General features: G+C 55.3%; 24 protein-coding genes and 1 other RNA gene. 4 read left to right on the top strand and 21 right to left on the bottom strand.

What is annotated here, in order from left to right; all coding sequences use genetic code 11:
• Window positions 1-270 precede the first annotated feature (270 nt).
• The 16 genes from WMW72_RS23190 to rpoE all read right to left on the bottom strand — a co-directional run bounded on the left by WMW72_RS23190 (window position 271) and on the right by rpoE (window position 14,317).
• Entirely contained in the window at window positions 271-540 is a 270-nt protein-coding gene (locus WMW72_RS23190; protein ID WP_341417947.1) for a pro-sigmaK processing inhibitor BofA family protein, read from the bottom strand.
• The gene (locus WMW72_RS23185; RefSeq protein WP_341417946.1) at window positions 537-818 is read right to left on the bottom strand and encodes a DUF2508 family protein; all 282 of its coding nucleotides are present in this window, start codon (window positions 816-818) and stop codon (window positions 537-539) included. Before WMW72_RS23185 ends, WMW72_RS23190 begins: the two co-directional genes overlap by 4 nt.
• Window positions 819-973: 155 nt before the next feature.
• Window positions 974-1,570, bottom strand: coding sequence for a recombination mediator RecR (gene recR, locus WMW72_RS23180; RefSeq protein WP_341417945.1), 597 nt, complete (start codon window positions 1,568-1,570; stop codon window positions 974-976).
• Between the two features lie 79 nt (window positions 1,571-1,649).
• Entirely contained in the window at window positions 1,650-1,961 is a 312-nt protein-coding gene (locus WMW72_RS23175; RefSeq protein ID WP_341417944.1) for a YbaB/EbfC family nucleoid-associated protein, read from the bottom strand.
• Between the two features lie 40 nt (window positions 1,962-2,001).
• The gene (dnaX, locus tag WMW72_RS23170) at window positions 2,002-3,783 is read right to left on the bottom strand and encodes a DNA polymerase III subunit gamma/tau (protein WP_341417943.1); all 1,782 of its coding nucleotides are present in this window, start codon (window positions 3,781-3,783) and stop codon (window positions 2,002-2,004) included.
• Window positions 3,784-3,868: 85 nt separating this feature from the next.
• Window positions 3,869-4,930, bottom strand: coding sequence for an ATP-binding protein (locus WMW72_RS23165; protein ID WP_341417942.1), 1,062 nt, complete (start codon window positions 4,928-4,930; stop codon window positions 3,869-3,871).
• Window positions 4,931-5,119: 189 nt separating this feature from the next.
• Window positions 5,120-5,383: signal recognition particle sRNA large type (ffs, locus tag WMW72_RS23160), an RNA gene on the bottom strand.
• Window positions 5,384-5,459: 76 nt separating this feature from the next.
• Window positions 5,460-5,852 carry a hypothetical protein gene (locus WMW72_RS23155; RefSeq protein ID WP_341417941.1) on the bottom strand — a complete coding sequence of 131 codons (393 nt, stop codon included), beginning with the start codon at window positions 5,850-5,852 and terminating at the stop codon, window positions 5,460-5,462.
• An 89-nt stretch (window positions 5,853-5,941) separates the two neighbouring features.
• On the bottom strand, window positions 5,942-6,139 hold the full coding sequence (rpmE, locus tag WMW72_RS23150) for a 50S ribosomal protein L31 (protein ID WP_341417940.1): 198 nt from the start codon (window positions 6,137-6,139) through the stop codon (window positions 5,942-5,944).
• Between the two features lie 78 nt (window positions 6,140-6,217).
• On the bottom strand, window positions 6,218-7,495 hold the full coding sequence (locus WMW72_RS23145) for a radical SAM family protein (protein WP_341417939.1): 1,278 nt from the start codon (window positions 7,493-7,495) through the stop codon (window positions 6,218-6,220).
• Between the two features lie 13 nt (window positions 7,496-7,508).
• Window positions 7,509-8,813: a transcription termination factor Rho gene (gene rho / locus WMW72_RS23140; RefSeq protein WP_341417958.1), complete on the bottom strand. Its 1,305-nt coding sequence runs from the start codon at window positions 8,811-8,813 to the stop codon at window positions 7,509-7,511.
• An 87-nt stretch (window positions 8,814-8,900) separates the two neighbouring features.
• Window positions 8,901-10,154 (bottom strand): UDP-N-acetylglucosamine 1-carboxyvinyltransferase, encoded by a 1,254-nt coding sequence (locus WMW72_RS23135; RefSeq protein WP_341417938.1) that lies wholly within the window; start codon window positions 10,152-10,154, stop codon window positions 8,901-8,903.
• A 188-nt stretch (window positions 10,155-10,342) separates the two neighbouring features.
• Window positions 10,343-11,197, bottom strand: a complete 855-nt coding sequence (gene fba / locus WMW72_RS23130) for a class II fructose-1,6-bisphosphate aldolase (protein ID WP_341417937.1) — start codon at window positions 11,195-11,197, stop codon at window positions 10,343-10,345.
• 164 nt (window positions 11,198-11,361) lie between these two features.
• Window positions 11,362-11,754 (bottom strand): response regulator, encoded by a 393-nt coding sequence (locus WMW72_RS23125; protein ID WP_341417936.1) that lies wholly within the window; start codon window positions 11,752-11,754, stop codon window positions 11,362-11,364.
• Between the two features lie 178 nt (window positions 11,755-11,932).
• Window positions 11,933-13,534, bottom strand: a complete 1,602-nt coding sequence (locus WMW72_RS23120) for a CTP synthase (RefSeq protein ID WP_341417935.1) — start codon at window positions 13,532-13,534, stop codon at window positions 11,933-11,935.
• 204 nt (window positions 13,535-13,738) lie between these two features.
• A complete protein-coding gene (gene rpoE / locus WMW72_RS23115; RefSeq protein WP_341417934.1) occupies window positions 13,739-14,317 on the bottom strand; it encodes a DNA-directed RNA polymerase subunit delta in 579 nt (192 codons plus the stop codon).
• 425 nt (window positions 14,318-14,742) lie between these two features.
• On the opposite strand from rpoE, the gene WMW72_RS23110 reads away from it, so the two are divergent.
• Window positions 14,743-15,945 (top strand): S8 family peptidase, encoded by a 1,203-nt coding sequence (locus tag WMW72_RS23110; protein WP_423227582.1) that lies wholly within the window; start codon window positions 14,743-14,745, stop codon window positions 15,943-15,945.
• A gap of 14 nt (window positions 15,946-15,959) precedes the next feature.
• On the opposite strand, the gene WMW72_RS23105 is transcribed toward WMW72_RS23110, so the two are convergent.
• Window positions 15,960-16,415 (bottom strand): YwiB family protein, encoded by a 456-nt coding sequence (locus tag WMW72_RS23105; RefSeq protein WP_341417932.1) that lies wholly within the window; start codon window positions 16,413-16,415, stop codon window positions 15,960-15,962.
• A 192-nt stretch (window positions 16,416-16,607) separates the two neighbouring features.
• Between WMW72_RS23105 and WMW72_RS23100 the strand changes: the two genes are divergently transcribed.
• On the top strand, window positions 16,608-17,522 hold the full coding sequence (locus tag WMW72_RS23100) for a metallophosphoesterase (protein ID WP_341417931.1): 915 nt from the start codon (window positions 16,608-16,610) through the stop codon (window positions 17,520-17,522).
• Here the strand turns inward: WMW72_RS23100 and WMW72_RS23095 are convergent.
• From WMW72_RS23095 to speE, 3 genes are all read right to left on the bottom strand, one after another.
• The gene (locus WMW72_RS23095) at window positions 17,503-18,135 is read right to left on the bottom strand and encodes a DUF2238 domain-containing protein (RefSeq protein WP_341417930.1); all 633 of its coding nucleotides are present in this window, start codon (window positions 18,133-18,135) and stop codon (window positions 17,503-17,505) included. The genes WMW72_RS23100 and WMW72_RS23095 overlap by 20 nt on opposite strands.
• Window positions 18,136-18,293: 158 nt before the next feature.
• Window positions 18,294-18,833, bottom strand: a complete 540-nt coding sequence (locus WMW72_RS23090) for a hypothetical protein (RefSeq protein WP_341417929.1) — start codon at window positions 18,831-18,833, stop codon at window positions 18,294-18,296.
• A gap of 133 nt (window positions 18,834-18,966) precedes the next feature.
• Window positions 18,967-19,794 (bottom strand): polyamine aminopropyltransferase, encoded by an 828-nt coding sequence (gene speE, locus WMW72_RS23085; protein ID WP_341417928.1) that lies wholly within the window; start codon window positions 19,792-19,794, stop codon window positions 18,967-18,969.
• A 216-nt stretch (window positions 19,795-20,010) separates the two neighbouring features.
• Here speE and WMW72_RS23080 point away from each other — a divergent pair, with 216 nt between their 5' ends.
• Entirely contained in the window at window positions 20,011-22,068 is a 2,058-nt protein-coding gene (locus tag WMW72_RS23080) for a transglycosylase domain-containing protein (protein WP_341417927.1), read from the top strand.
• A gap of 191 nt (window positions 22,069-22,259) precedes the next feature.
• Here the strand turns inward: WMW72_RS23080 and WMW72_RS23075 are convergent, their stop codons facing one another.
• Window positions 22,260-22,793, bottom strand: a complete 534-nt coding sequence (locus WMW72_RS23075) for a YwhD family protein (protein WP_341417926.1) — start codon at window positions 22,791-22,793, stop codon at window positions 22,260-22,262.
• Window positions 22,794-22,962: 169 nt separating this feature from the next.
• On the opposite strand from WMW72_RS23075, the gene WMW72_RS23070 reads away from it, so the two are divergent.
• Entirely contained in the window at window positions 22,963-25,170 is a 2,208-nt protein-coding gene (locus WMW72_RS23070) for a M1 family metallopeptidase (protein ID WP_341417925.1), read from the top strand.
• The last annotated feature ends 5 nt before the right edge of the window (window positions 25,171-25,175 follow it).

The raw sequence follows: 25,175 nt of genomic DNA, 5'->3' as shown, positions 1-25,175 counted from the left end.
GGTAGTCTTTTCGATCCGAAGGTCGAAATGACTACAAGGTTTGTTCGACTTGCTCAAAAGTAATGCTAGCGAGAATTTTCATTCTCTATTTAACACTCACTCGTTGTTCAGTTTTCAAAGGGCAATTGATTACCGACAGAAGATAAAGCTTTAGCGCTTGTTTCTTTTGTCGTTTATTGTCGCTTTTGTTTAGCGGCGACTTTTTAAATATAGCACATTTACCTAAGTTAATGCAAGTGTTTTTTTGAAATTATTTTTTATTACGAGTGATTACCCCACAACCCACAGTTTGAGCGCGGTTATGGCAGCCAGTCCCGGCATTCCCAATACGCTTACCGTTCCTATTGTAGCTGCATTTAACGGCAGCTCCAAATGGGTGTACGGACTGAACAGATTAATAACATACAACAAAATGGAGGAAAACACAACCTGCAGCATCAACATTCCGATCCATTGGAAGGCTGCACGGCTGCGAAGAACCAGAATACCGAGCAGTCCGCCGGAGGCAATCAGCACTCCCCACAGCAAGTACGACTTCATCGCGTCTCCTCCATGGCATAGCTTGCGCTCACTTCGGATAACGACACCTGGCTGTCTTTAGCCAGCTTAATCAGCATCTCAAAGCGTTTTTCGGCAGCTTCCAGCGCGTAGACCGCGTAGTCAATCTGCTCCTTGCCAAGCGCGTACTCGAACCGCTTCTGAGCGACCTCCCATTCCATATGAGCCTTCGTAATTTCCTGAACCAATCTCACTCTTTCTATGAACACCGTTTCCGCCTGCTTGTCCATCCTGCGGGACTTCCACCATCTCCAGCCCATCGCCCACACCCCCCTACAGATTTGTCCTATAGTACATACATATAGGAGGAGAGGAGGGCTTAGAACCAAAAAAAGCCTGGCCTCCAGCAGCCGGGAGCCCCGTACATGCATTCAGCCAGACTTCGCTACTACATCTTACAAACCGATATGAAAGCCTACAGCTCCCGACGGCCTTCTAATGCCTTCGTTAGCGTCACTTCATCCGCATACTCCAGATCCCCGCCAACAGGCAGACCATGAGCGATACGGGTAACCTTCAGTCCGAAAGGACGAACGAGCCGCGATAAATACATGGCCGTCGCTTCGCCTTCGATATTCGGATTCGTGGCCAGGATTAATTCCTGAACACGTTCATCGCTCAGACGCTTCAGCAGGTCGGCAATCCGGATCTCATCCGGTCCGATACCCTCCATCGGCGATATAGCGCCGTGCAGCACGTGGTAATAACCGTTATATTCTTTCGTCCGCTCCATGGCAACCAGATCCTTCGGTTCCTGTACGACACAGATTGTCGAGAGATCCCTGGACTTATCCTGGCAGATCCGGCACGGGTCGGTGTCCGTGATATTACAGCAGACGGAGCAGTAATGGAGATTGCGCTTGACGTTGACGAGCGCCTTGGCGAAATCGATAACGTCATCTTCCTTCATGCGCAGCACGTGAAAAGCCAGTCTCCCTGCCGTTTTGGGCCCTATGCCGGGAAGACGCGAGAAAGAATCAATCAATCTGGCTAAAGGTTCCGGATAAAACAAAGGCGTTGCTCCTCACACGTTGAAGTTCTTCTGCACCGGCACATACGGGTCATCGCTTCCGAGGACCGCGCTATCCGGACTAGAACAAGCCTGGAATATTCATGCCGCCAGTCAGCTTGGACATTTCTTTGCCGGCCAGTTCCTCGGCCTTGGTCATGGCATCGTTAATCGCTGTCAGCACGAGATCCTGCAGCATTTCGACATCGTCCGGATCTACAGCTTCGGGCTTGATCGTGACGCTGGTTACTTTCTTCTGACCATTGACGATGACGCTGACTACACCGCCGCCAGCTGTGCCTTCGATCGATTTGGTAGCCAGATCCTCTTGAGCCTTGAGCATTTGCTCCTGCATCTTTTTAACCTGCTTCATCATTTGGTTCATGTTATTCATGACATTCTCTCCTTTATGATCATGGTATGCGTCATTGCGCTCAATCTTCCTTAATCTTCACCAGATCCTCGCCAAACAGCTGGATCGCTTCGCTAATCCATTCTTCCTTGACGACGCCTCCCGGCTCATCCTCCGGGACAAGCTGCAGTTCCTCCTTGGGAGCCTCCTGCTGCTTGCTGTCCGCTGCGGCCTGCCAGTCCTTCTGCATAACCGTTATCAGCTTGTACGGATGACCCAGCACCTCCTGCAGCGCCTGCTCGATCAGCTGCTTATTAGCCGGCTTCTCGCTCGTCTCGCGGTGCATGGAGCTTTTGAAGGCGACCAGCAGATTCGAATCGGCTCTGGCAACAGGCTCGCCATCGACCAGCCAAGCATGAACCGTAATCTTCAGCTCTTTCACGCGGCCGAGCACCTGGCTCCATCGCTGGGCGGCATCCCGAAATTCGGGGGTCTCCCGCCCAGCCAGATAAATGTCGGCCTTCTCCAGCGTTTTCCTGGAGGAAGCTGCCGTCTGGACCGCAGAAGTCCGGGTGGAACCCGATGCGGAGGCTCCGGAAGCCGGAGCGCCCGCAGACACCGTTCCGCCCTGCTTGACGATAGCTGCCAACTGGCTCTCCAGACGCTCAATCCGCCCGAGCAGCTGCGATACTACGGCATCCTGCCGTTCGCCGCCAGCTGCAGCAGGCGAGACAGCTCCGCCGGAAGCCGGCGCTGCAGCTCCGCTACGGCCCGGCGCACCGCCGCCGCTGCATAGCTTCATGACGGCTACTTCGAGCAGCGTCTGGGGTTGGACGGAATACTTCATCTCCGTCTGGTAGTAATTGAGCGTATCGATCATCGAGATCAGCCCGTCGGGCGTGAAGCGTTCGGCCACTGCTGCGAACCGGCGCACATCCAGAATTCGTTCCGTCAGCGCTTCCGAATTCGGCACCATGCGGACCATCAACAGATCGCGGAAATAATAGATCAGATTCTCCATACACTTATCCGCACTCTTGCCTTCCTGCATAAACGAATCGATCAGCGTCAGCGCCGCGCCGATATCGCGGTCCTGAATCACCTGGGCCAGCTTCTCGAACTGATCCGAAGCCATCCCTCCGGTGATGGAGAGCACATCGTCATAGGTGATCTTTTGGCCGGAGAACGCAATAATCTGGTCCAGCAGGCTGAGCGCATCCCGCATCCCGCCATCGGATAGCCGCGCGATAAATGCGACGGCATCCTCCTCAATCTCAATGCCCTCTTCGCCGCAGACGCGGCGCAGACGCTCGGCCTGCTCCTCCAGCGCCACACGGCGGAAGTCAAAGCGCTGACAGCGCGAGATGATCGTCGCCGGAAGCCGATGAGGCTCAGTCGTCGCCAGAATAAACATCACGTGCGCGGGAGGCTCCTCCAGCGTTTTCAGCAGCGCGTTGAACGCCTCTGTGGTCAGCATGTGAACCTCGTCGATGATGTATACCTTCTGGCGCACTTCCGTCGGCGCATACTTGACCTTATCACGGATATCGCGGATTTCCTCGACACCCCGGTTGGAGGCGGCATCGATCTCCACGACATCCATGACCGAGCCGTCGGTGATACGCCGGCAGGCCTCACATTGGTTGCAAGGCTCTATGCCGGGACCGTTCTGGCAGTTGACGGCCTTGGCCAGTATCTTGGCTGCGCTCGTCTTGCCGGTTCCTCGCGGACCGCTGAATAAATAGGCGTGGCTGAACCGCCCTTCGCGCAGCGAATTTTGCAGGGTCTGGACAATATGCTTCTGGCCAACCATATCCTCAAAGGACTGCGGCCTCCACGTACGATATAAAGCGATATGTGCCATGCTGCCCTCTCCAATGGTTGTTTATCCTATTCATTATACTACACCTGGAAAGCGGTTTGAAGCGAGCTTTGATTTCGGGGTCGCTTTAGGGGAATGGAATGCCGATCGTGAAGGTCGTGCCGTAGCCCTTGGACGATACCCGGATATGACCCCCGATATCATGAATGATACGCTGGCAGACGGATAGCCCGAGACCCGTGCCCTCCGCCTTGGTGGTGAAGAACGGATCAAAAATCTTGTCGATGACATAGAGCGGGATTCCCGGCCCGGTGTCATGGATTTCAATATTAACCCGGCGTTCCTCCAAGTCCAGCTTTTCCGTTATGCTCAAATATCCCCCTTCGCCCATGGCTTCGATGCCGTTTTTGCATATATTCAGAAACACCTGCTTCAAATATTCTCGATCAGCGATAACCGCCGGCAGGCCGAGCACGGCTTCATACTGAACGGTTACCTTATGTAGAATGGCTTCGTTATTAATGATAGGCAGCAACTCCCTGAGCACCATGGAGACATCGACCGCTTCGTACGTCGTATTCTTAGGTTTGCTGAGCAGCAGAAACTCATTGACCAGCTCATTGATGCGGTTGATTTCCTTCAGCATCACCTCGGTATAGCTGCTCTCGCGCACCATACCCTTGTCTTCGAAGGTTTTGCGGAACATCTGCAGGAACCCCTTGATGGAGGTTAGCGGATTGCGGATCTCATGCGCCGTCCCGGCGGCAATCTGACCGATCATCGCAAGCCGGTCGCTGCGCTGCACTTGTTCCTCCAGCGAGCGGAGATTCGTGACATCCTTGAAAATGATGCAAGCACCAACAACCTGCCCTTGTTCATCGCGCAGTACGCTGGAATCCACGAGAAGCTCGTAACGTTCCTGATCCTTGGTCCAGGACAACGCCTGATTGCGCACTACCCGTCCGTCCAAAACCCGCGGATCGACAATCCGGTGATCCTCCGGCAAATCCTGAAAGACCCGGTCCATCGGCAAATGGAGTACTTCTTCCCGCTTGAGTCCGAGAATTCGGCATGCCGTATCGCTGATATCCACAAGTTCGAGTCCGGTGTTTACCAGAATAACACCCAGATTCACATCCTTCAAAAACATATCGGCGAAACGTTGAAGCAAGCTGAGTTCCCTCTGCATCTACAGCCACCCCCCTCTATTTATACAACCGACTGCACAGTCTGTCTCCCGTGGCTCGGGTGAACTTTAGTATACAATTCTCCCCTTTCCTTTATTTTCCTCCAAAACCATACAAAAAAACACCAGAAATCCGCCAATAGCGACATTCGGTGTTCATAAACTTCTATGCTCTAATGGAAAAAATGTAAACCGTGCACCAACTTCGATAAGACGATCCAAGTGGAATTTTTATCACCAGCTCAAGTTAGGCTCCCCTTCGGCACATGAAACATCACGCTTATGGCTGCTTCCTTCCGGACCTGACCAGATTCACGAGCATCCATTGCGAAGGACCCGACTCTCAACACCAGCTTTAAAACCCAACCCTTACATCGCAATACCTCATGAAGGCGTTCAACCCCGCTACAGCGGATTGCGGGTTACAGGGCACCGCTACCTCCCCGTCTAGCACGGCAAACATAAGTATAGTCGAATCAGCAGCAAATAGCAACCTCACACCATGATTTGGCTAACTCGGTACCAATTCGCATTAGGAACGCTCAACGGTAACCTTGGCCTCGTAGCGTGGAGCATCGGCAGCGAGCACACGGACAGCTTCCTGCTGCAGCTTCTGCAGCTCCGCATCGGCCGTGCCGGACGGTGCCAGCAAGCGGATATGGGCTGTCGTACCGTTGAGGCGTATCGCTTGGACTTGAAGCTGCGGCAAGCTGCGGTTCAGCGCGTTCTGCATCACCGTCATATCAGACTCATAGGTGCGGTACGAGCCGCCAAGAGGATTGTTCGGATTGGCATCCACAATTCCGAGTGCTCCTCCGCTGGAATGCGCCTTCACTTTGGCATCCTGCTGCGATTGGCAGGCCGTCAGAACCGGCAGCATGAACAGCATCAGTCCCAGCCAGCCGATCAGAAGTCGTGGCAGCATATAAAAAACACCTCCTGCAGTCACTAAGATTTGTAATCTTAGCATGACCACAGAAGGTGTGTTTATGCTCGGAAGCAAATGGCAATCGATTAGATGCCGTATTTCTTTTTGAATTTGTCGACGCGACCGCCGGCATCCAAGAATTTTTGCTTGCCTGTAAAGAAAGGATGGCAGGCGGAGCAAATCTCAACGCGGAGATTTTGTTTCAAGGATCCCGTTTCAAACGTGTTACCGCATGCGCAAGTAACGGTAGTTTGATGATATGTCGGATGAATCGCTGCTTTCATTGACCTTTCACCTCTTTTGCCCTGAAACACCATGTGAATCAGAGTTGTAATCATACAAATGGCATTATATCATGCAGCCTATCCATGCTGCAAGTGTTTCTTCTGCATCTCGGCCAAGTCTCCGGGGATGTGTGTATACGATCCGAGCACGACACCTGGCAGTTCCTCGCGGAAAATTTCCAGCATCTGCTTCATCCCATAACGCTCGCCCTGCGCCGGCGGAATCAATTGCAGGTAGCTCTCCGGATCAATATTCAGATTCCGCAGCTGAATCAGCTTCAGATCGGTGCGCCGCACGAATTCAATCATCGCTTCCATCTCTTCCTCACGGTCAGTAACGCCAGGGAAGATCAGGTAGTTGATCGAGGTAACGACACCGCGGTCTGCGGCGTAGCGCAGCGACTTCTCTACATGCTTCAGCGTGTAACCGCGCGGCTTGTAGTAGGCGTTGTAATGATCATCCAGCGCGCTGATCGTGCTGACACGCATCAGGTTCAGACCTGCGTCCACGATCGCGCGGATATGGTCGGTCAATCCGGCGTTCGTATTGATATTGATGTAGCCCATATCCGTCCTGCTGCGCACCTCGCGAATCGCCTCGATGATGATCTTGGCCTGTGTGGACGGCTCACCCTCGCAGCCTTGGCCGAAGCTGATGATACTCTCCGGCGTCTTCAGATGCTCCAGCATGACCTGTACGACCTCGTCCACGTTCGGCTTGAAGTTCATCCGTGTCTGAGGAGCCGGGAACCCGCTATCGTCCGGCTGCTCGGATATACACCCGAAGCAGCCCGCGTTACAGGAGAACGAGACCGGCACCGCACCTTCCCAGCGATTCAGGAACGTATTGGAGGCGGTCAAGCATTCATACCCAAGCGCACAGTTGGACAGATGCTGGTACAGCCGGTTCTCCGGGTATTGCGTCAGCAAGCCCTGTACCTTAACCTCCAGCTCGTCCGGATCACAATTGCGCGGATTCCACCGCTCGGGATCGTCACAGGCTTCGGCCGCCACATAGAAGCCGCCGTCCTTCCAGACTACTGCCGTATATCCGAACAAAGGCAGCACCTTGGTCTTGTCCGCCTTGGCATAGCCGGGGAGCAGCAGCCGCGTGAAGCCCTGCGGCAGCAAAGCGCCGACTGCGTTGACCTCGCCAGGCACAACTTCCATAGCGCCGGTCTTGGCATGTAGGCCAATGGGACGCGTGTCCGGCAGACTGACCAGCGTAGCGCCTTCAGGGAGCGGAATCAGCTCCTCCTCCAGCAATTCGGTGACCAATTCGCCATTACGGCCAAGCGCAATATAATCCGGGTGGTCATACACATGACCGTCCGGTCCCGCATATACGAGATTCATCCTGATGTCCCTCCTAGGAGACGGAGTGTTTCACGCGCCGGGAGGCGCCTCCGCTGCCACCGGAGTTCGATCCGCCCGAGGTCTCCAGTGTATCCAAAAATTCTTGATTCGTTTTGGTGTCCGCAAACTTCTTCAAGAAGGATTCCGTATATTCGTGGGAATCGTTCATGTTTTTGCGGATGGCCCATACTTTCTCCAGCTCTTCCTTGGTCAGCAATATTTCTTCGCGTCTCGTACCCGAGCGGCGGATATCGATCGCCGGGAATACGCGGCGCTCAGCAAGCTTGCGGTCCAGATGCAGTTCCAGGTTGCCCGTTCCCTTGAATTCTTCATAGATCACGTCATCCATCCGGGAGCCTGTCTCGATCAGCGCGGTCGCCAGAATTGTCAAGCTGCCGCCTTCCTCGATGTTCCGGGCAGCTCCGAAGAACCGCTTGGGACGATGGAACGCACCCGGGTCGATACCCCCGGACAGCGTGCGGCCTGTCGGCGGCACGACCAGGTTGTACGCGCGTGCCAGACGGGTAATGCTGTCCAGCAGGATGACGACATCCTTCTTGGATTCAACCAGCCGCGTTGCTCTCTCGAGGACAAGCTCCGCAACCTTGATGTGATTTTCCGGCAGCTCGTCGAAGGTCGACGCGATAACTTCGCCTTTGACGGAACGCTGCATATCCGTAACTTCTTCCGGCCGCTCGTCGATCAATAATACGAATAATTCCACATCAGGATGATTGGTCGAAATACTGTTGGCGATTTCTTTCAGGAGCAGCGTTTTGCCCGCTTTGGGCGGAGCCACGATCAGTCCGCGCTGCCCGAAGCCGACAGGGGCCAGCAAATCCATCAGACGAGTGGAGACTTTGTTCGGGGTCGTTTCCAGAACCAGTTTTTTCTGCGGATAGAGAGGTGTCAAGGCCGGAAAGTGAAGGCGCTCAGAGGCCGTATCCGGGTTCTCTCCATTTACAGCATCTACATGAAGCAGCCCGAAGTAACGCTCATTTTCCTTAGGAGGTCTGCATTTACCTGATACCAAATCGCCCGAGCGAAGGTCAAATCTGCGAATCTGCGAGGCGGAGATATAGATGTCCTCCGAGCTCGGCAAGTAGTTGATCGGCCGCAGAAAGCCGAAACCCTCCTGCAGAACGTCCAGCACGCCCTGCATGAACATGAGTCCGCCCTTCTCGGCTTGCGCACGGAGAATGGCGAAGATCAGTTCTTTCTTCTTCATCTGACCGTAATACGGGATCTGATGCGTCTTGGCGAGCTTGTAAAGCTCTGTAAGCTTCAGCGCTTCTAATTGCGCGAGCTGCATATCCATCATTACCAACCACCAAACTATTAAATTTCTATTCTTCCGAAATATACTCTAACCTTGCCCAAAACAGCCGTGATCTATACTCGGCACCTAGTCTTTCTCCCGCCATACCTCGGCACCCAGATTTACTAGATTGGTCACCAGATGATCGTAGCCCCGGTCGATATATTCCACCCCGGTAATCTCCGTTGTCCCTTGGGCTACCGTCAGCCCGGCAATGACCAGCGCCGCCCCGGCGCGCAAGTCGGTCGCCTTGACCTTAGCCGAGGACAGAGCGCCGCCTTCGATGATGGCAGAACGTCCCTCCACCTTGATGCGGGCCCCCATGCGGACAAGCTCGGGAATGTGCTTAAACCGGTTCGAGTACACATAATCGCTAAGAATACTGACGCCTCGGGTCTGCGTAAGCAGACTGCTCATCGGCGACTGCAGATCGGTAGCAAAGCCCGGATACACCAGTGCCTTCACATCGACACTCTCATATTCAGGCTGACCGACTACACGAATGGATTCATCCATCTCGTAAATATGAACACCCATCTCCTGAAGCTTCGCGGTGAGCGCCTCCAGATGTTTCGGGATAACATTATCGACAATGACATCTCCGCGCGTAGCGGCGGCGGCAATCATGTATGTACCCGCCTGAATCCGATCTGGGATGATCGAATGCCGGCAGCCCTGAAGACCGTCTACCCCTTCGATGCGGACTGTTTCCGTACCTGCGCCCTTGATCTTGGCGCCCATTGCGTTCAAAAGCGTTGCTACATCTATGATTTCAGGCTCTTTTGCCGCATTTTCAATAATTGTGACGCCTTTGGCTCTCGCAGCCGCCAGCATAATATTAATCGTCGCACCTACACTCACAACGTCCAGATAAATCTTGGCACCGCGCAATTGCTTCGCGCGGATATGAAGCGCACCGTTCTCATTGGAAACCTGCGCACCAAGTGCTTCAAAGCCTTTGATATGCTGGTCAATCGGTCTCGGTTCGAAATTACAGCCTCCCGGCATACCGATCACCGCTTCACCGAAGCGGCCAAGCAGGGCACCCATCAAATAATAGGAAGCACGAAGCTTCTTCACATTACCGTTTGGCATCGGCCTGGATACAAGCCGGCTCGGGTCGATCACCATCTGATCGTTATCCCATCTTACCGTCGCGCCAAGCTCTTCGAGCAGCTCCGTATAAATCGCCACATCGCTGAGCGCAGGCAGATTGTCCAGGATCACTGTCGATTCCGATAATATGGCAGCCGGTATCAGCGCAATTGCGCTATTTTTGGCGCCGCTGATTTGCACGGTTCCCCGCAGCGGGCGTCCGCCGGCGATCATCAATTTCTCCATTCGATGTCGTTCCTCCTACTTCACCACTTGAAAAAAGCGCAAGCAAAAAACTCAGAATCAAAGCTTTCCGTGTAAACCATAGCATTCGTTTCCGATCTTAGATATGAGGGCGTATATAGAGACATGAGATAAATCCTGATAGAAGAAAAAGGGGAAATGCACCTTGCGGTGCACCCCCTTCATAACATTTAGGCTTGGTTGGAGCTGCCGAATAGCTTGATCTTGGATGTCACTACTTCAACCATTGCTTTGCGAGCAGGAGTGAGGTATTTGCGAGGATCGTAAACTTTGGCATCTTTGTTCAATACTTCGCGGATCGTTTCGGTACACGCCACTTGGTTCTCCGTGTTGACGTTGATCTTGCCTACGCCAGCTACGATCGCTTGCTTGATCATCTCGTCAGGTACGCCCGAACCGCCATGCAGAACGACAGGTACAGGAATAGCGGATGCTACCTTCTCGATGATGTCGAAACGGATGTTCGGTTCGCCAGCATACATACCGTGAGCCGTACCAACAGCAATTGCCAGGCAATCTACGCCTGTTTCTTCGTAGAAACGGATCGCTTCTTCCGGCTTAGCCAGGTTTGCATCGGACTCGTCTACGCTGATATCATCCTCAACGCCGCCGATCGTGCCGAGCTCGCCTTCGACGGAAACGCCCATCGCACGCGCCGCTTTCACGACTTCTTTGGTCAGACGGATGTTTTCTTCGAACGAATAGTGGGAACCGTCGAACATAACGGAGCTGAAGCCCGCACGGATACATTTCATAGCGACTTCAAAGCTGCTGCCATGGTCCAGGTGAAGAGCGATCGGCAAGCCGGATTTCTTCGCAGCCGCTTCAGCGATCGCTACGGTGTACTCGATACCCATGTATTTCAACGCACCTTCGGATACACCGAAGATGAATGGGGAGTTCAGTTCTTGAGCAGCCTCGGTGATCGCTTGCGCGAACTCCAGGTTGTTCATGTTAAATTGGCCAACCGCATACTTTCCTGCTTTGGCTTTCGGCAAAAATTCGTTCATAGAAACTAATGGCATGGTAATACTCTCCTCCTATGTGTTTGTGACCGTGCCGAGGGGGTTGACAACCGCCCTCCTGTCATACTGCGCTATTATATCATAGATAGGGACAAACGTTAAACAAGAAATGGCACAGAGTGGTCACTTACCAACAAGTGGCATCTAAGAAAAAAGGACCCTTGTCAGGATCCCATCGCATAAGAGCTGTTATTGGGGGAACGCAGTTGCTGATTGACGGCCTGCCTCAGCTCATCGATATCGAAGGGCTTCGTAAAATGCATGATAGCTCCCAGGTCCGTGGCTTCCTTAATCATATCCAGCTCCCCGTAAGCCGTCATCATGATGACCTTGATCGAAGCATCGATGCTCTTGATATGCTTCAGGATATCGAGTCCATCCATGCCTGGAATTTTCATATCCAGGAGTACCAGATCCGGTGACGAATTTCTGACAATTTCGAGCGCGAGCTTTCCGTTCGAGGCTTGAAACGTTTCATACCCTTCACTGTTGAACACTTCCATCAACAGGATGCGGATACCGTTCTGGTCATCAACGATGAGGAGCTTTTTTTTCACTAAGTGTACCCTCCCATTTCCGTTTCCCGGGTTCGTGAATCCATCCCGATTTGACGCTATTGATTTGTATTCGCTGCGGAGAAAGGGATTCCTGCCGCAGCGGATAAAAAAGTTGAAAACTTTTACAAATCAAGCAGAGTTTACAGAAAGGCGCTTAGGAGGGTATCTTCGTGATATTTTAGTAAGCCTGCTGGTAGGCAGCCTGTACAAAATGTTTGAATAAAGGCTGCGGACGATTCGGTCTGGACGTGAATTCCGGGTGGAACTGCACAGCCAGGAACCATGGATGCTCCGGACATTCGATAATTTCGACCAGACGTCCGTCCGGACTTGTACCGGAGATAATCAGCCCCGCCGCTTCGATCGCATCGCGGTACTCATTATTGAATTCGTACCGGTGACGGTGACGCTCGTAAACCAGCTCATCGTCGTAGCAGTGCATCGCGAGCGAGCCTTCCTTCAGCTTGCACGGATACAGGCCAAGACGCATCGTGCCGCCCAGATCCTCGATATCCTTCTGTTCAGGCAGCAGATCGATGACCGGATAAGCGGTTGTCGGATGAATCTCCGAGCTGTTGGCACCCTCTAGGTTCAGTACGGAACGTGCATACTCCACGACCGCTACCTGCATGCCGAGACAAATACCGAAGAACGGCACCTTGTTCTCGCGCGCATAGCGAATCGCCGACACCTTGCCTTCGATGCCGCGGTCTCCGAAGCCGCCCGGCACGAGAATACCGTGTACGCCTCCCAGCAGCTCGCCCACATTGTGGTCGAACACTTCCTCCGCGTTGACCCAGCGGATCTTCACTTCCGTATCGCAGGCAATGCCAGCATGTCCGAGCGACTCCACGATGCTGAGGTAAGCGTCGTGCAGGGCTACATATTTGCCGACGATGGCGATCTCGGTCGTCGTCTTGAGCGACTTGACGCGGTCAACCATAGCCTTCCACTCTGTCATGTCCGGCTCACCAGCCGTCAGCTTCAGGTGGTTGACAACAATATCATCAAGCCCTTGCTCGCGGAGCATCAATGGAACTTCGTACAGCGTCTCAGCGTCGATACATTCGACGACAGCGCCTGGATCGACATCACAGAATTGAGCCAGCTTACGCTTCATATCCTCAGCGAGCGGATGCTCCGTCCGGCAGACGATCACATGCGGCTGAATCCCGATGCTGCGCAGTTCCTTCACGCTATGCTGGGTCGGCTTCGTCTTGACTTCGCCCGCAGCTTTCAGATAAGGAATCAGCGTAACGTGAATGTACATCACATTATCACGGCCGATGTCGCTCTTGATCTGACGGATCGCTTCGAGGAAAGGCAAGCTCTCAATATCGCCTACGGTCCCGCCAATCTCGGTAATGACTACATCGGAATGAGCCTCACGGCCAGCACGGAATACGCGCTCCTTGATTTCATTGGTAATATGGGGAATGACCTGAACAGTACCGCCCAAATATTCGCCGCGGCGTTCCTTCGCGATAACGGAGGAGTAGATTTTACCTGTCGTGACGTTGCTGTTCTTGGACAGATTGATATCGATAAACCGTTCATAGTGACCGAGGTCCAGATCCGTCTCTGCGCCGTCATCCGTGACGAATACTTCGCCGTGCTGGTACGGGCTCATCGTTCCCGGGTCTACGTTAATGTACGGGTCGAACTTTTGAATCGTGACCTTGAGGCCGCGGTTTTTAAGCAATCTGCCCAGCGAAGCGGCAGTAATCCCTTTACCCAGTGAAGAAACGACGCCTCCGGTGACGAAAATATACTTTGTCATTATGTAAAACCTCCCAAGTTTATCATGCCGCACATAGTTGGTTGCCGATCCGACCCATTACCGAGTTAAAAAAAGAAAAAGTCCCCCGCATCGGCGGGGCACTTTTCCATAAAAAGACCTATTCGGTCTAAGCGTCCATCTAAAGCCCAGAAAATAGTTTACTCTGAACGATGCGCAGTGTCAAGGATAACCGGGAATAAGTGATTATTTGCCATCCTCTTCGTCATCTTCGTACTCGCCAGCTTCTTCTTCGGCATCTTCCTCTTCGCCTTCTTCGCCCTCTAGCGTCTCACCGTCAATCTCTTCTTCCTCGATCTCTTCATCCTCGAAGAACTCGGTCTCTTCTTCGACCTCTTCCTCGGATTCGAAGTCGTCGCGAGGCGCATCGAAGGAATCGTAATCCTCTTCCTCGACGAATGTATCCTCTTCCTCGGCGAACAAATCCTCGTCGTCCAGATCATCGTCTTCGTCGTTAATGATCCGCGGACGCTTGCCGCTGCCGACCGTATCCTCAGATTTCTCAATCGGATACCAGCGCTTCAGTCCCCACAGATTGGTGCCGACGCAGGCGAACCGGCCGTCAATATTGATCTCCGTATATAGCTGTGCGATAACCTGCATAACCTCGTCATCGGACAACCCTTTGATTTTGGCGATCTCCGCCATTAAATCCCGATAGTAAAATGGCGTATTAACCGCCTTCAGAAGCTCAAACGCCAGATCCACCATCGGCATTTCCTTGGCTTTCTCCGCGCTCACTTTGAGCTGATACTGGGCACTCATGACATGGCACATCCCTTCCGACATGTTCAATGTGGTACTGATTCCGGCGCGGCATCCGCCTTCCTACTACAATATCCACTAGTACCACTAAGTAAACCTTATTTTATGTAAAATTGCAACTGCTTCTACGAAGAGGAAGCTTGTCCGCCTTACGTGCGAAACGAGGGATCTCGCCCCGGAACATACGCCTCCTGCCGGTGGCCGTCCTGAAGCGGGATCCTCCGTCCCGACTGTACCCGCGGCAAGCGAATCCGGGCCTGTTCCCGTCCCCGCCTGCCGCCCCTTTGTAAAACGGAGAAGAAAGCCCCTCCCAATGTATCCTATGTGCCGCGCACCCGTTTGACACGGCCAAACACCTAATTATTTGGAATAAGGCGAACTGCTCATACCTATGGATAGCCTCCCACATACGATACAGCAAGGATATGGTAGAGGGGGATCGATCAACATTGAATCCATCGTCTTTCGGCAAATGGCTTCGTCATGCGATGGACGCAGGAGGGGCAGGCAGCAGACGCCGTCATATCATCCGGTTCCGCTCGCATGACGATTACGCGGCCTTTGTCCGCTACATGCGCAGCGAGTCCAAGGCGTTTCCCCGCATGCAGCAGGCTGTCCGGCTGCTGCCCCTGATCCGTGCCATCTCCTGTCCGCTGCGCTCGGTCGAACCGCTGACCGCGATCCCCGCCGTGCAGTCCGTCGAGGCGGACATCCGCCTCCGGCTGCAAGCATCTGGCCCCAATCTCGGTCCGGCCGGGCTCCATAGCCGACGTTCTTCTCCGCCGTCGAAAATTCCTTGGGGGATTCGCCATATCCGGGCCCATCAGGTATGGCCCAAGTCCAAGGGAGACCGAATTCATGTCGGCGTGGTGGACACCGGCGCGGATTATACGCATCCGGATCTGCGCCACTGCCTGGCCCGGGGAGTCAATCTGTTGCATCGACATCTGTACCCCATCGACGATAATGGCCACGGCACACATATCGCGGGTACCATCTCCGCCTTCACCAAGCATCGGGGAATCGTCGGCGTGGCGCCGCATGCACTGATTCACCCCGTGAAGGCCTTCGACCATCAGGGTGGCGCCTTCGTCTCGGACATCATCAAGGCGATCGACTGGTGTGTGCTTAGCGGGATGGATATTATCAATATGAGCTTCGGGATGAAGACGCACAGCAAGGCACTTGAAGCAGCCGTACTCAGCGCTCACCGGTCCGGCATCGTCATCGTCGCTTCCTCCGGCAACGAGGGCAAGCGGGCCGAGATCGATTATCCGGCCCGCTTCCCGCAGTCGATCGCCGTAGGAGCGACGACGCGCAAGGGACGGATCGCCCCGTTCAGTAATGACGGCCAGCAGATCGATATCTACGCGCCGGGTGAGAAGATCTACTCTACCTGGCTGGACGGGAAGTACCAGGAGCTGAGTGGAACCTCCATGGCGACATCTCATGTAACGGGCGTCGTCGCCCTTATGCTCTCCTTGAGGCCGGGCTTACGCCCGGGGCGCATCAAGACGCTGCTGCGCAAGTATGCCCGCTACATTGTAAGACCCGGCAAGCAAAGCTTCATCAAGGAGCTGCATGCGGCTCGTACCGTTAACAACCTGACACGGAGGCCCCTCAAGTAGGTGTCCTCCGCTTCCTAGGTTCCAGCCGTAACCTGGAGTCTCACCTCGAAGCCGCCTGCGGCTTCGCCCATAGCCGTAAGCTCATAGCACCAGCTGGCTTCCAGCGGGAGCGCTCTTCCGGCTGCCGGCCGCTTCAGCTCGACGGACTGCGTCAATGTCTCCAGCTCCATCCGCCCATGCGGCGTGTCCATGTACCCCACATGCTTGCGGCCCGCTGCGAATGTTTGCTCGAAGCTTACATCCCCATGCCGGATGATGCGAACCTCCTCCGGGTGCAGACGGACGGTCGTCGTCGTCCTGCCCATCTGAGCTTCTTCCGGCTCCTCGTAGCGAAGGTATAGCCATGATCCCTTCTCAATTAGGACCCCGGGCATCTCCCTATCCATCTGCTGTCCATCCGCCGAGCTGAGCAGACGGATCCTGACTTCGGTTTTGTCCGGCCCTGTTCCCGATTCCTGACGCTCATTCATTAGAATTGTCCTTCTTTCTCCACGATGACTTCCTGACCCCAGTGTACCTGAGCCCAATTCGGCAAGCAACTCGTTTGTTGGCCCAGCCTATGCCGAACTGAGGCTTCTTCGCTCAAGGGGAAACCTATCCGCCGCCTCGAGCGTCTAATAGCATACAGCCATGAAGAATAAAAGCGGAGGGCCTGCTGATCTATGACCAACTCATCATCTCAATCACCGAACCCTAACGATCCTAACGATCACCATCATACGAAGAAAACCTCCAGGCGCTCCTTTTTGTCCAAGGCGGCGCTCACGCTGCTCGGGATTGTAGCTTTGCCGCCTGCAGCGGTCGCTTATGCCCGATACGCAGAACCCAAGTGGCTCGATATCGAGCGTGTGACCTTACGGACACCGCGATTGCCGCAAGCGATGGACGGATTGAAGGTCGTGCAGTTCAGCGATACGCATCTCGGCTTTCATTATGATGCTGCGAGCCTGACTCAGCTGGCGGACATCATCAACAAGCTGGAACCGGACATCCTCTGCTTCACCGGTGACCTCGTCGATTATGCCGTCGGATCGGAGGGCTCCGCCTATGCGGAGGCGCTCGGCCGGATGCAAGCGGGGCTCGGGAAGTTTGCCGTGCTCGGCAACCATGACTACTTCAAGGGAGGCGACGTGGTCGTCGCCAAGACACTGGCAGCCGGCGGCTTCCGAGTACTCCGCAATCAGGCGGCGCGCGTCCAGAAGGGCAACGGGAGTATGTGGGTTGCCGGTGTAGAGGACATGTGGTACGGCAAGCCGGATATCGCCAGGAGCCTGAACGCCGTCAATCCGGATGACTATGTCCTGCTGCTCTCTCACAGCCCTGATTACGCCGACACGGTCGTCGACTTCCCCGTCGATGTCCAGTTGTCCGGACACAGTCACGGAGGCCAGGTACGTATCCCTTTCTATGGGCATGTCGTCGTCCCCAAGTTCGCCGAGAAGTACGTTATCGGTCACTATAACCTGGGCGAGAGGGACTTCCAGCTCTATGTCAACCGCGGCATCGGCGTCTCACAGCAGCCTATTCGTTTCAACTGCCGCCCGGAGCTGACGTGCTTCACGTTGAAGAGGGGATAATCCGGCGCTTCAGCGCCAGCAGGGCCATCGCGAGGATGCTGCCGGCAAGTTCCAGCTCCATGTCATGATGCGTATCCCACGGATCTCCCTGAGAGCCGAGAAACAGCGCCCCCAGCTCTGGTGCGACGAGCAGGGTAACCCACATCTCGATCAGCTCATAGAAAGCTCCGGTAGCCAGCACGACAGCGACGGTGTACCCGTAGGCTGCAAGGCCTCTCACACCGGTTAGGCGCACCAGCACCTCGCGGACCGGATGGGCCAGCAGTAAGCCATAACAGAGATGCACCAGCCGGTCGTACGGCAGCCTTCCTCCCCCGAACAAGCGCTGCAGCCATGGATCGATCGGCGTAGCCCCATAAGAGGTATTGGCGCCATAAGCATGCAACGCCAAGAAAAGGGCAATACCGGCATACGAAGCCAGCGACAGCGGAACTCTGCGGTAGGTGGCTCCGAGCACGCCGAGACAAGCAATGACGAGCAACTGCTCCAGCAGCCAGTCCGACCGGCTAGCCGGTGCCACAGCCAGCCACCCCCACAGCATCATGTAGACTCCAACAAGCAGAATCAGCGCAGCCCCTTTCCCGCGCGCTCGCCTAGGCTTATGACCCTCCATCGATAAAGCCCCTTCCCCATCGGTTTTGGCTTCATTGTATGCGGGTGCGGGGATAGGGGTAAGTACTAACTTGCCGTAGTACCGACCGGCTTCCTAAGCAGATGGCAACCTAAAATCACTAGTACCCCAGCCGGACTCACAGCGCTCCCGCTTCCTGCTTACCTGGCTGAACGCCAATACAGGAGGAGGGACGACACAGCCTCCGTTAACCTGACCACAGCAAGTTTGTCAGAAGCGGAGAACAGGATAAGCCTCCCCAAACCATCCTCCCCTTCATATACATAAACCTGCAGGATCGGCTCGGACAACCAGCGGGAGGCTGCATGGCCTGCCCTCTGGGCCGGTGGCAGCTCCAGCTTCACGATCAGCCCCCGTGATGGCAGCTGGACCCGCATCTGCTGCTCCAGAGTGCCCTCGGCACGCAGCAGGTGCTCGAGCCTGCGCACATCCTCCTCGGTGGCCGCTCTCCTCGTCAACACCCGCCCCTCGGCGGCATCGAACACTTCCAGTCTTATTTCGCCTGGCGTATGGCTGTCGGGATGTTGGCTCCCCATCCCGTTCGGTGCGGCGGCAGCCCGCGTAGTCACGGGACGGGAATCGTCCGTCGCTTCTGCCGCAGCCGGCACCTTCCCTAGACTTGAGAGGATACAGATCAGCAGCAGCCCTGGCCGGAACAGGCTGTTTAGCTTGCGAACCATCAGGAATCACCTCCGGTATTGCGATTACTGTCCCCGACAGCCAGTGAATGAATCCCTCACTGAACAGAAGAAGCCGGCTATTCCACCCCTCAGGGCGAAACAGCCGGCTTCCTTTATGAAAATAGAACCCTATTCATTTCGTCAGGTCCTCGACGAACTTAGGCAGCACGAATGCTGCTTTGTGCAGACGAGGCGTGTAGTATTTCGTATCGATCTCCGGGATAGCCGTCTCGTCGACAGCCAGGGGGTCATACTTCTTGCTACCTAGCGTGAATGTCCACAGACCGCTTGGATACGTAGGGATGTTGGCCACGTATACCCGTACGATCGGGAAGATCTCTTTGACATCGCGGTTGACGGTCTGGATCAGATCCGCCTTGAACCAAGGATTGTCCGTCTGAGCGACGAAGATGCCGTCTTCCTTCAGTGCATCGTAGATGCCTTTGTAGAAGCCTTGGGTGAACAAATTAACCGCCGGGCCTACAGGCTCGGTGGAATCGACCATGATGACATCATACGTATTCTTGTGATCATGAATATGCATGTAGCCGTCGTTCACGATGACCTCGACGCGCGGGTTGTCCAACTCACCGGCGATCGTAGGCAAGTATGTCTTGGAGTATTCGATCACCTTGCCGTCGATGTCGACCAGTACAGCCTTCTCCACCTCAGGGTGCTTGAGCACTTCGCGGACTACACCGCCGTCGCCGCCGCCTACAATTAGCACCTGCTTAGGGTCCGGGTGCGTGTAGAGAGCCGGGTGCGCGACCATTTCGTGATAAACAAACTCATCCTTGACCGTTGTCATGACCATGCCGTCCAGGACAAGCATTGTGCCCCATTCGACCGTTTCGATCATCGCGAGATCTTGAAAGTCCGTCTGTTCCTTTACATGCGTTTCCGTAATCTTCGCCGTAATCCCGAAATTATCCGTTTGTTTCTCCGTATACCACAACTCCATATGTGCTCAGCCACCTTTCCTTGGTTGCAAACCACTGCACGGGCATGTCAAGTTGTATTATAGTAGATATCCCTGGAAATGCAACTCCAACGGGAGGCATCGACTGGGGGTTCAAAAAAATTAATCCAATTCGACGAAGCAGGTGAATACGTTCTTCTATGTTTTTCCATACTGGATAGAAGAAGACTTCACGACCGGAGAAGGGAGGATGGCAGGATGGCCTCATCAAACAAACAGCAGAATAAACCTCAAAACACCCAGAGAAAGGGCCCCTTCCGGACTTTTCTGTCCTATTCCTTCACCTTCCTTATTCTCGGCGCCGCCTGCGGCATCGTTGCGCTGCTCTTCATGCGCTCCCAGGCGCTCCCCGTCTCCAAGATGGTGGCTGCCTCTGAGCTGTATGACGTACACGGCAAGCCGATCGAGGCCTACGGCGGCGGGAAAAGCACCCAGACCATCCCGCTGAAGGATATGTCTGAAAGCCTTATCCAAGCTACGCTCGCTGTTGAAGACCGCAGCTTCTATAATCACTACGGCTTCGATCCGCGGGGTATCGCCCGTGCCGCTTGGGTCAACCTTCAGCATATGTCCAAGGTACAGGGTGCAGGGACCATTACTCAGCAGCTCGCACGGAATCTGTATCTAAATCATGACCGGACGTGGTCCCGCAAGCTGAAGGAAACGTACTACGCCATCCAGATGGAACTGCAGATGGGCAAGGACCAAATTCTTGAGCAATATTTAAATCAGATTTATTACGGTCATTCCACCTATGGCATCCAGGCCGCTTCCCAGTTGTTTTTCGGCAAGAACGCCAGCGACCTGACTCTGGCCGAGAGCGCGCTGCTGGCCGGCGTCCCGAAGGGTCCGCGTTATTACTCCCCCTATTACGACTTGAACAGCGCGCTGGAGCGCCAGAGAACGGTGCTGGGCACGATGGTGGAGGCAGGCTTCATCTCGCAACAGCAGGCCGATCAGGCCGCCAAGGAAAAGCTTAGTATTATCCCGCTGGAAGCGAAGAAAACAGCCGTCACTGCTCCTTACTTCCGCGATTATATCCGCAGTCAGACCATCGACCTGCTCGGGATCGAGGAAAATGAGTATGATGACATGGGGCTGCGCATCTATACGACGCTCGATCTGAATGCCCAGCAGATTGCCGAGGATACGGTGAAGAAGGAGCTGGATCCCTATCCGGAGCTGCAAACCGCACTCGTCGCCATCGATCCGAGAAACGGCTATGTGAAGGCCATGGTGGGCGGACGCAGCTACGCGGCCAACCAGTTCAACCGGGTATTCGCCAGCACCCGGCAGCCGGGCTCGTCCTTCAAGCCAATCGTATACTTGACCGCTCTCAAGGAAAAGCAATATACGGCGGTCACCCGCGTCACTAGCGAGCCGACTACCTTCACGTATGACAAGGGCCGCAAAACGTATACGCCGAGCAACTTTGACGGCAAGTTCTTCGGGCAGATCGATCTGCGGACGGCCATCTCCAAGTCGGATAATATCTTTGCCGTGCATACGATTCTGGAGACAGGCCCGGAACGCGTCATCGAGATGGCGCGCCACATGGGCATTACGAGTCCTATGGAACCTCTGCCCTCCCTCGCGCTGGGTACCTTTCCGGTCAGCCCGTTCGAGATGGCTTCGGCCTTCAGCATGTTCGCCAACCAGGGCGTGCGGGTCGAGCCGACAGCGATCCTGCGCATCGAGGACCGCAGGGGCCGCCTGCTCTACGAGGCGGCTCCGACTCAGACGACCGTGGTAGAGCCGACCTACGCCTATGTCATGACGCATCTGATGGAGAGCGTCTTCGATCAGGGGGGGACGGGCAGCCGGGTCTCCAAGGTCTTGAAGCGCCCTGTAGCGGGCAAGACCGGCACGACGGATACGGATGCGTGGATGGTCGGCTATACGCCTGAGCTGACCACGGCGGTATGGGTCGGCTATGACAAAGGCCGGAATGTCGGCACCGTCGAATCGCATCTGGCTGCGCCGATCTTCGCGGAGTTTACGGAGAAGACGCTGGAATCCGTCCCTCCGAAGATGTTCCCGATCCCCGAGGGGGTCACGCATCTGTACATCGATCCAGCCACCGGCAAGCTGGCTAATGACAGCTGTCCCAAGTCGCGGATGGAGGCATTCGTGCAGGGTACGGAGCCACAGGAAACCTGCACCTCCGAGCCCGCCCCGGACAAGCTGCCTCAGCCGAGCCAGGAGAAAACAGGCGGGTCGTGGTGGAATGATCTCAAGCGCTGGTGGGCGAGCTAATCTCGCCTGGCAAGCCGGCCTGCTGTCCGGTCGAAGCGCGTAAAGCCGCGGCCGGTGCAGGTTTTCTTGCAAACACAAAGAGGCAGACCCGGGGGTCTGCCTCTTTGCTGTCCTAGTATATGATGCATATACTAGGCATTAGTATACATCGTTACGACAGACGACACAAGACCGTCACATAATGGACAAAATTACGCCAGAGCGTCCTTGAGCGCATCGTCCGAGCGCTCCCACATTTCGCTGTCCGTATCGATCAGGAACTGCTTGAGCTGTTCTTTTTGCTTGGCTCCCAGGTTATCCACCAGGATGCGGCGTTTCAGCGCATAGTCCATCCGGTTGACGTGATCGGCGAGAATTTTCCACCCTCTGCGGATTTCCGGATCAACCGTCATCTCACAAGAAGTGACGCCGGCATAGTATTTGCCGTCCTCCCGGAAGTCTACGGCTACCCACACGATCCAGCAGGTACGGCCGTTAGGCACCTCATCTTTATTCAATAGAAACTTGATGCCCTTCTCGATCTTGCTCTTCGCATGCAGCGCCCCTACATCCAGGTAAACCTCATCCCCGTCGATAATGACGCTGGAGAGCTGACTCAAATCGATGGAGCCTTGACCGAACCCCCGGTGCTTCGTTTCCTTGCCGCTTACAATATTCAACGACGGCAGCTTCTTCTTCTCCCCCGCCTCTGCGGCTGGCTGGCCGTTCTGATTATGATCTTCCATCCTGTACAGCTCCTTTCCTTACTTAGGCACCGCCTTGGCCCCAGGCCTTACGATAACCTTTCCTGCCCTTATTATCCATGAAACCGACGAGCTTGACAATTTTTTGTTCATGGAAAACTCCCTGTCCACATATACATGCTGTAGATGCTTGTCAACGGGGTGAATATGGATGAAAAAACGACTCGGCAATCGACTAGCGATATGGGGATGCTTGACGCTCCTCGCCTGCAGCACCGCCCTGATTCCGCGCCTCTCCGGCCTCGGCCTGCGCACAGGCGCTCCGGATAGCTCCTGGCGCCTACCCTCCACAGCCCTAACCCTTGCAAGCGGCTTGCCCGATGACGGCACGGAGCCGCTGATTCTCAAGCCGATCCGTGGGACGGACGGGCGCGCGGTCATCGCGGCACCTCCCTGGCCGGCCCGGGTAGGCGCCGACGGCTCATCGATCGGCCTCTTCCTGCCGCAAAGCGAGGCGCTGCCCGCCAGCGCCAGCGCCAGAGCCTACGAGCCTGCCGCTCCGCCACCCGCCCCGCCCGGCCTGCCGGCCAAGCCTGTGGAGAAACCGGCGCCAAGGCCACTGTCCAACCGCATCGTCGAGTACCATCTCAATGCGGAGTTTGACGCCCCAGGCAAGCTGATACGGGGCACCTCCTCATTGACCTGGAAAAACCCGGGCAGCGTGCCGGTGGAGGCCTTGTACGTTCATTTGTACCCCAATGCGTTCGAATCCAAAAAAACGACGTTCATGCAAGAATCAGGCGGCCGACTGCGCAATGATGCCAGCAGCGACAATAACTATGGCAGCATGCAGCTGACCTCCGTTCAATTGCTGGACGGGCATGAATCGGAGCTGGCGGATCAGATCGAGTTCGTCCAGCCGGATGACGGCAATGCACATGACCGTACGCTGGCGAAGGTTCCGCTCCCCCGGGCCGTAGCGCCGGGCGAAGAGGTCACGCTGCAGATGGCCTTTACCGTGCAGCTCCCCCAGGTATTTGCCCGCATGGGCTATGCCGGAGATTTCGTCATGGCCGGCCAATGGTTTCCGAAGATTGCCGTGTATGAACCGAAGGGCACCCGAGGCAACGCGGAGGAAGGGTGGAACCTGCACCAGTACCATGGCAATTCAGAGTTTTATGCCGACTTCGGCATCTTCGACGTCAAGCTGAAGGTCCCCTCGGCCTACACGGTAGCCGCGACAGGCTTCCCGACAAAGCCTGTCTCCGACGACGGCAAGACGAAGACTTACACCTTCTATGCCGATGATGTCCATGACTTTGCCTGGGCGGCTTCCCCCCACTTTATCTACGTCGAAGAGCCTTACGCAACCAAGCAGCTACCCGGCGTCCGGATCAAGCTGTACCTGGACCCCAAGCATGAGCATCTGAAGGCCCGCTACATGACAGCCGCCAAGAAAGCGCTCGCCCGCTACTCGGAATGGTACGGCAGCTATCCGTACTCCACCCTGTCCATCGTGGTCCCGCCTGAGAACGGCAATGGAGCGGGCGGTATGGAATACCCGACACTGGTCACTTCCTGGGGGGCCTCCGAAGAGAATCCCAGCCTCGAGCTGGAGCGGGTTATCGTCCACGAGATCGGGCATCAGTTTTTCTATGGCATGGTAGCCAGCAATGAATTCGAGGAAGCCTGGCTGGACGAAGGCTTCACCTCTTACGCCGAAGACCGGCTGATGGAGAAGGAATACGGAGTGCGCTCCAACCGGCTCGTGGAGGCCAGCTACATGACAAACCCCGCCTCCCTGAAGCAGCATGCCTGGAAGTATAGCGGGCATGACCAATATGCGGAGAATGTGTACACGCGCGCCAAGTTGGTACTCAAGGCGATGGAAGCTCAGCTCGGCAGCGAGACGATGAACAAGGTCATGCGTACCTACTTCCAGCGCTGGAAGTTCAAGCATCCGGGAACCGGCGATTTCCAAAAGACCGTGGAGGATGTAACGGGCAAGAGCTGGAAGGAGTTTTTCGACCAGTACGTCTACGGCGGCATGATGACAGACTATGAAGTAGCCGGCATACAGGTCAAGGAGCTGACGGACAACGGTCAGAAGCTGTACGACAGCAGCGTCAAGCTGCGCAGGCTCGGAGGCACGATGCAGGCGGTCCCGGTCCGCTTCCACTTTACGGACGGTACGCAGATCGACAAGTCGTGGAACGGTACGGAGACGGAAGTCATTTATACGCTCAGACATCCCGCTCCGCTTGAGTGGGCAGCGATTGATCCGCAGCATTCCCTAGTGCTTGAGAACAAGCGGATCAATAGTTTTATGAAAACAAACGTAGACAACAAGCTGTCTGTCCGCCTGAATCTCGGTGTCGTCAAAATTCTGGAGACCTTCTTCGGCTGGGTCGTGTGGTGAGGTGA

This window comes from Paenibacillus filicis, from assembly GCF_038070315.1.
In the GTDB taxonomy this organism is placed as follows: Bacteria; Bacillota; Bacilli; order Paenibacillales; family NBRC-103111; genus Paenibacillus_G; species Paenibacillus_G filicis.
The sequence above is the reverse complement of the archived record's forward strand: the minus strand, read 5'-3'. Positions and strand labels throughout refer to the sequence as shown.

Excerpts from the sequence above, each read along its gene's own strand:
- WMW72_RS23190 (WP_341417947.1), bottom strand. The coding sequence starts at position 540 with ATGAAGTCGTACTTGCTGTGGGGAGTGCTGATTGCCTCCGGCGGACTG.
- WMW72_RS23185 (WP_341417946.1), bottom strand. The coding sequence starts at position 818 with ATGGGCTGGAGATGGTGGAAGTCCCGCAGGATGGACAAGCAGGCGGAA.
- WMW72_RS23175 (WP_341417944.1), bottom strand. The coding sequence starts at position 1,961 with ATGAATAACATGAACCAAATGATGAAGCAGGTTAAAAAGATGCAGGAG.
- dnaX (WP_341417943.1), bottom strand. The coding sequence starts at position 3,783 with ATGGCACATATCGCTTTATATCGTACGTGGAGGCCGCAGTCCTTTGAG.
- WMW72_RS23165 (WP_341417942.1), bottom strand. The coding sequence starts at position 4,930 with ATGCAGAGGGAACTCAGCTTGCTTCAACGTTTCGCCGATATGTTTTTG.
- WMW72_RS23155 (WP_341417941.1), bottom strand. The coding sequence starts at position 5,852 with ATGCTGCCACGACTTCTGATCGGCTGGCTGGGACTGATGCTGTTCATG.
- rpmE (WP_341417940.1), bottom strand. The coding sequence starts at position 6,139 with ATGAAAGCAGCGATTCATCCGACATATCATCAAACTACCGTTACTTGC.
- WMW72_RS23145 (WP_341417939.1), bottom strand. The coding sequence starts at position 7,495 with ATGAATCTCGTATATGCGGGACCGGACGGTCATGTGTATGACCACCCG.
- rho (WP_341417958.1), bottom strand. The coding sequence starts at position 8,813 with ATGGATATGCAGCTCGCGCAATTAGAAGCGCTGAAGCTTACAGAGCTT.
- WMW72_RS23135 (WP_341417938.1), bottom strand. The coding sequence starts at position 10,154 with ATGGAGAAATTGATGATCGCCGGCGGACGCCCGCTGCGGGGAACCGTG.
- fba (WP_341417937.1), bottom strand. The coding sequence starts at position 11,197 with ATGCCATTAGTTTCTATGAACGAATTTTTGCCGAAAGCCAAAGCAGGA.
- WMW72_RS23120 (WP_341417935.1), bottom strand. The coding sequence starts at position 13,534 with ATGACAAAGTATATTTTCGTCACCGGAGGCGTCGTTTCTTCACTGGGT.
- rpoE (WP_341417934.1), bottom strand. The coding sequence starts at position 14,317 with ATGAGTGCCCAGTATCAGCTCAAAGTGAGCGCGGAGAAAGCCAAGGAA.
- WMW72_RS23110 (WP_423227582.1), top strand. The coding sequence starts at position 14,743 with ATGGTAGAGGGGGATCGATCAACATTGAATCCATCGTCTTTCGGCAAA.
- WMW72_RS23105 (WP_341417932.1), bottom strand. The coding sequence starts at position 16,415 with ATGAATGAGCGTCAGGAATCGGGAACAGGGCCGGACAAAACCGAAGTC.
- WMW72_RS23100 (WP_341417931.1), top strand. The coding sequence starts at position 16,608 with ATGACCAACTCATCATCTCAATCACCGAACCCTAACGATCCTAACGAT.
- WMW72_RS23095 (WP_341417930.1), bottom strand. The coding sequence starts at position 18,135 with ATGGAGGGTCATAAGCCTAGGCGAGCGCGCGGGAAAGGGGCTGCGCTG.
- WMW72_RS23090 (WP_341417929.1), bottom strand. The coding sequence starts at position 18,833 with ATGGTTCGCAAGCTAAACAGCCTGTTCCGGCCAGGGCTGCTGCTGATC.
- speE (WP_341417928.1), bottom strand. The coding sequence starts at position 19,794 with ATGGAGTTGTGGTATACGGAGAAACAAACGGATAATTTCGGGATTACG.
- WMW72_RS23080 (WP_341417927.1), top strand. The coding sequence starts at position 20,011 with ATGGCCTCATCAAACAAACAGCAGAATAAACCTCAAAACACCCAGAGA.
- WMW72_RS23075 (WP_341417926.1), bottom strand. The coding sequence starts at position 22,793 with ATGGAAGATCATAATCAGAACGGCCAGCCAGCCGCAGAGGCGGGGGAG.
- WMW72_RS23070 (WP_341417925.1), top strand. The coding sequence starts at position 22,963 with ATGAAAAAACGACTCGGCAATCGACTAGCGATATGGGGATGCTTGACG.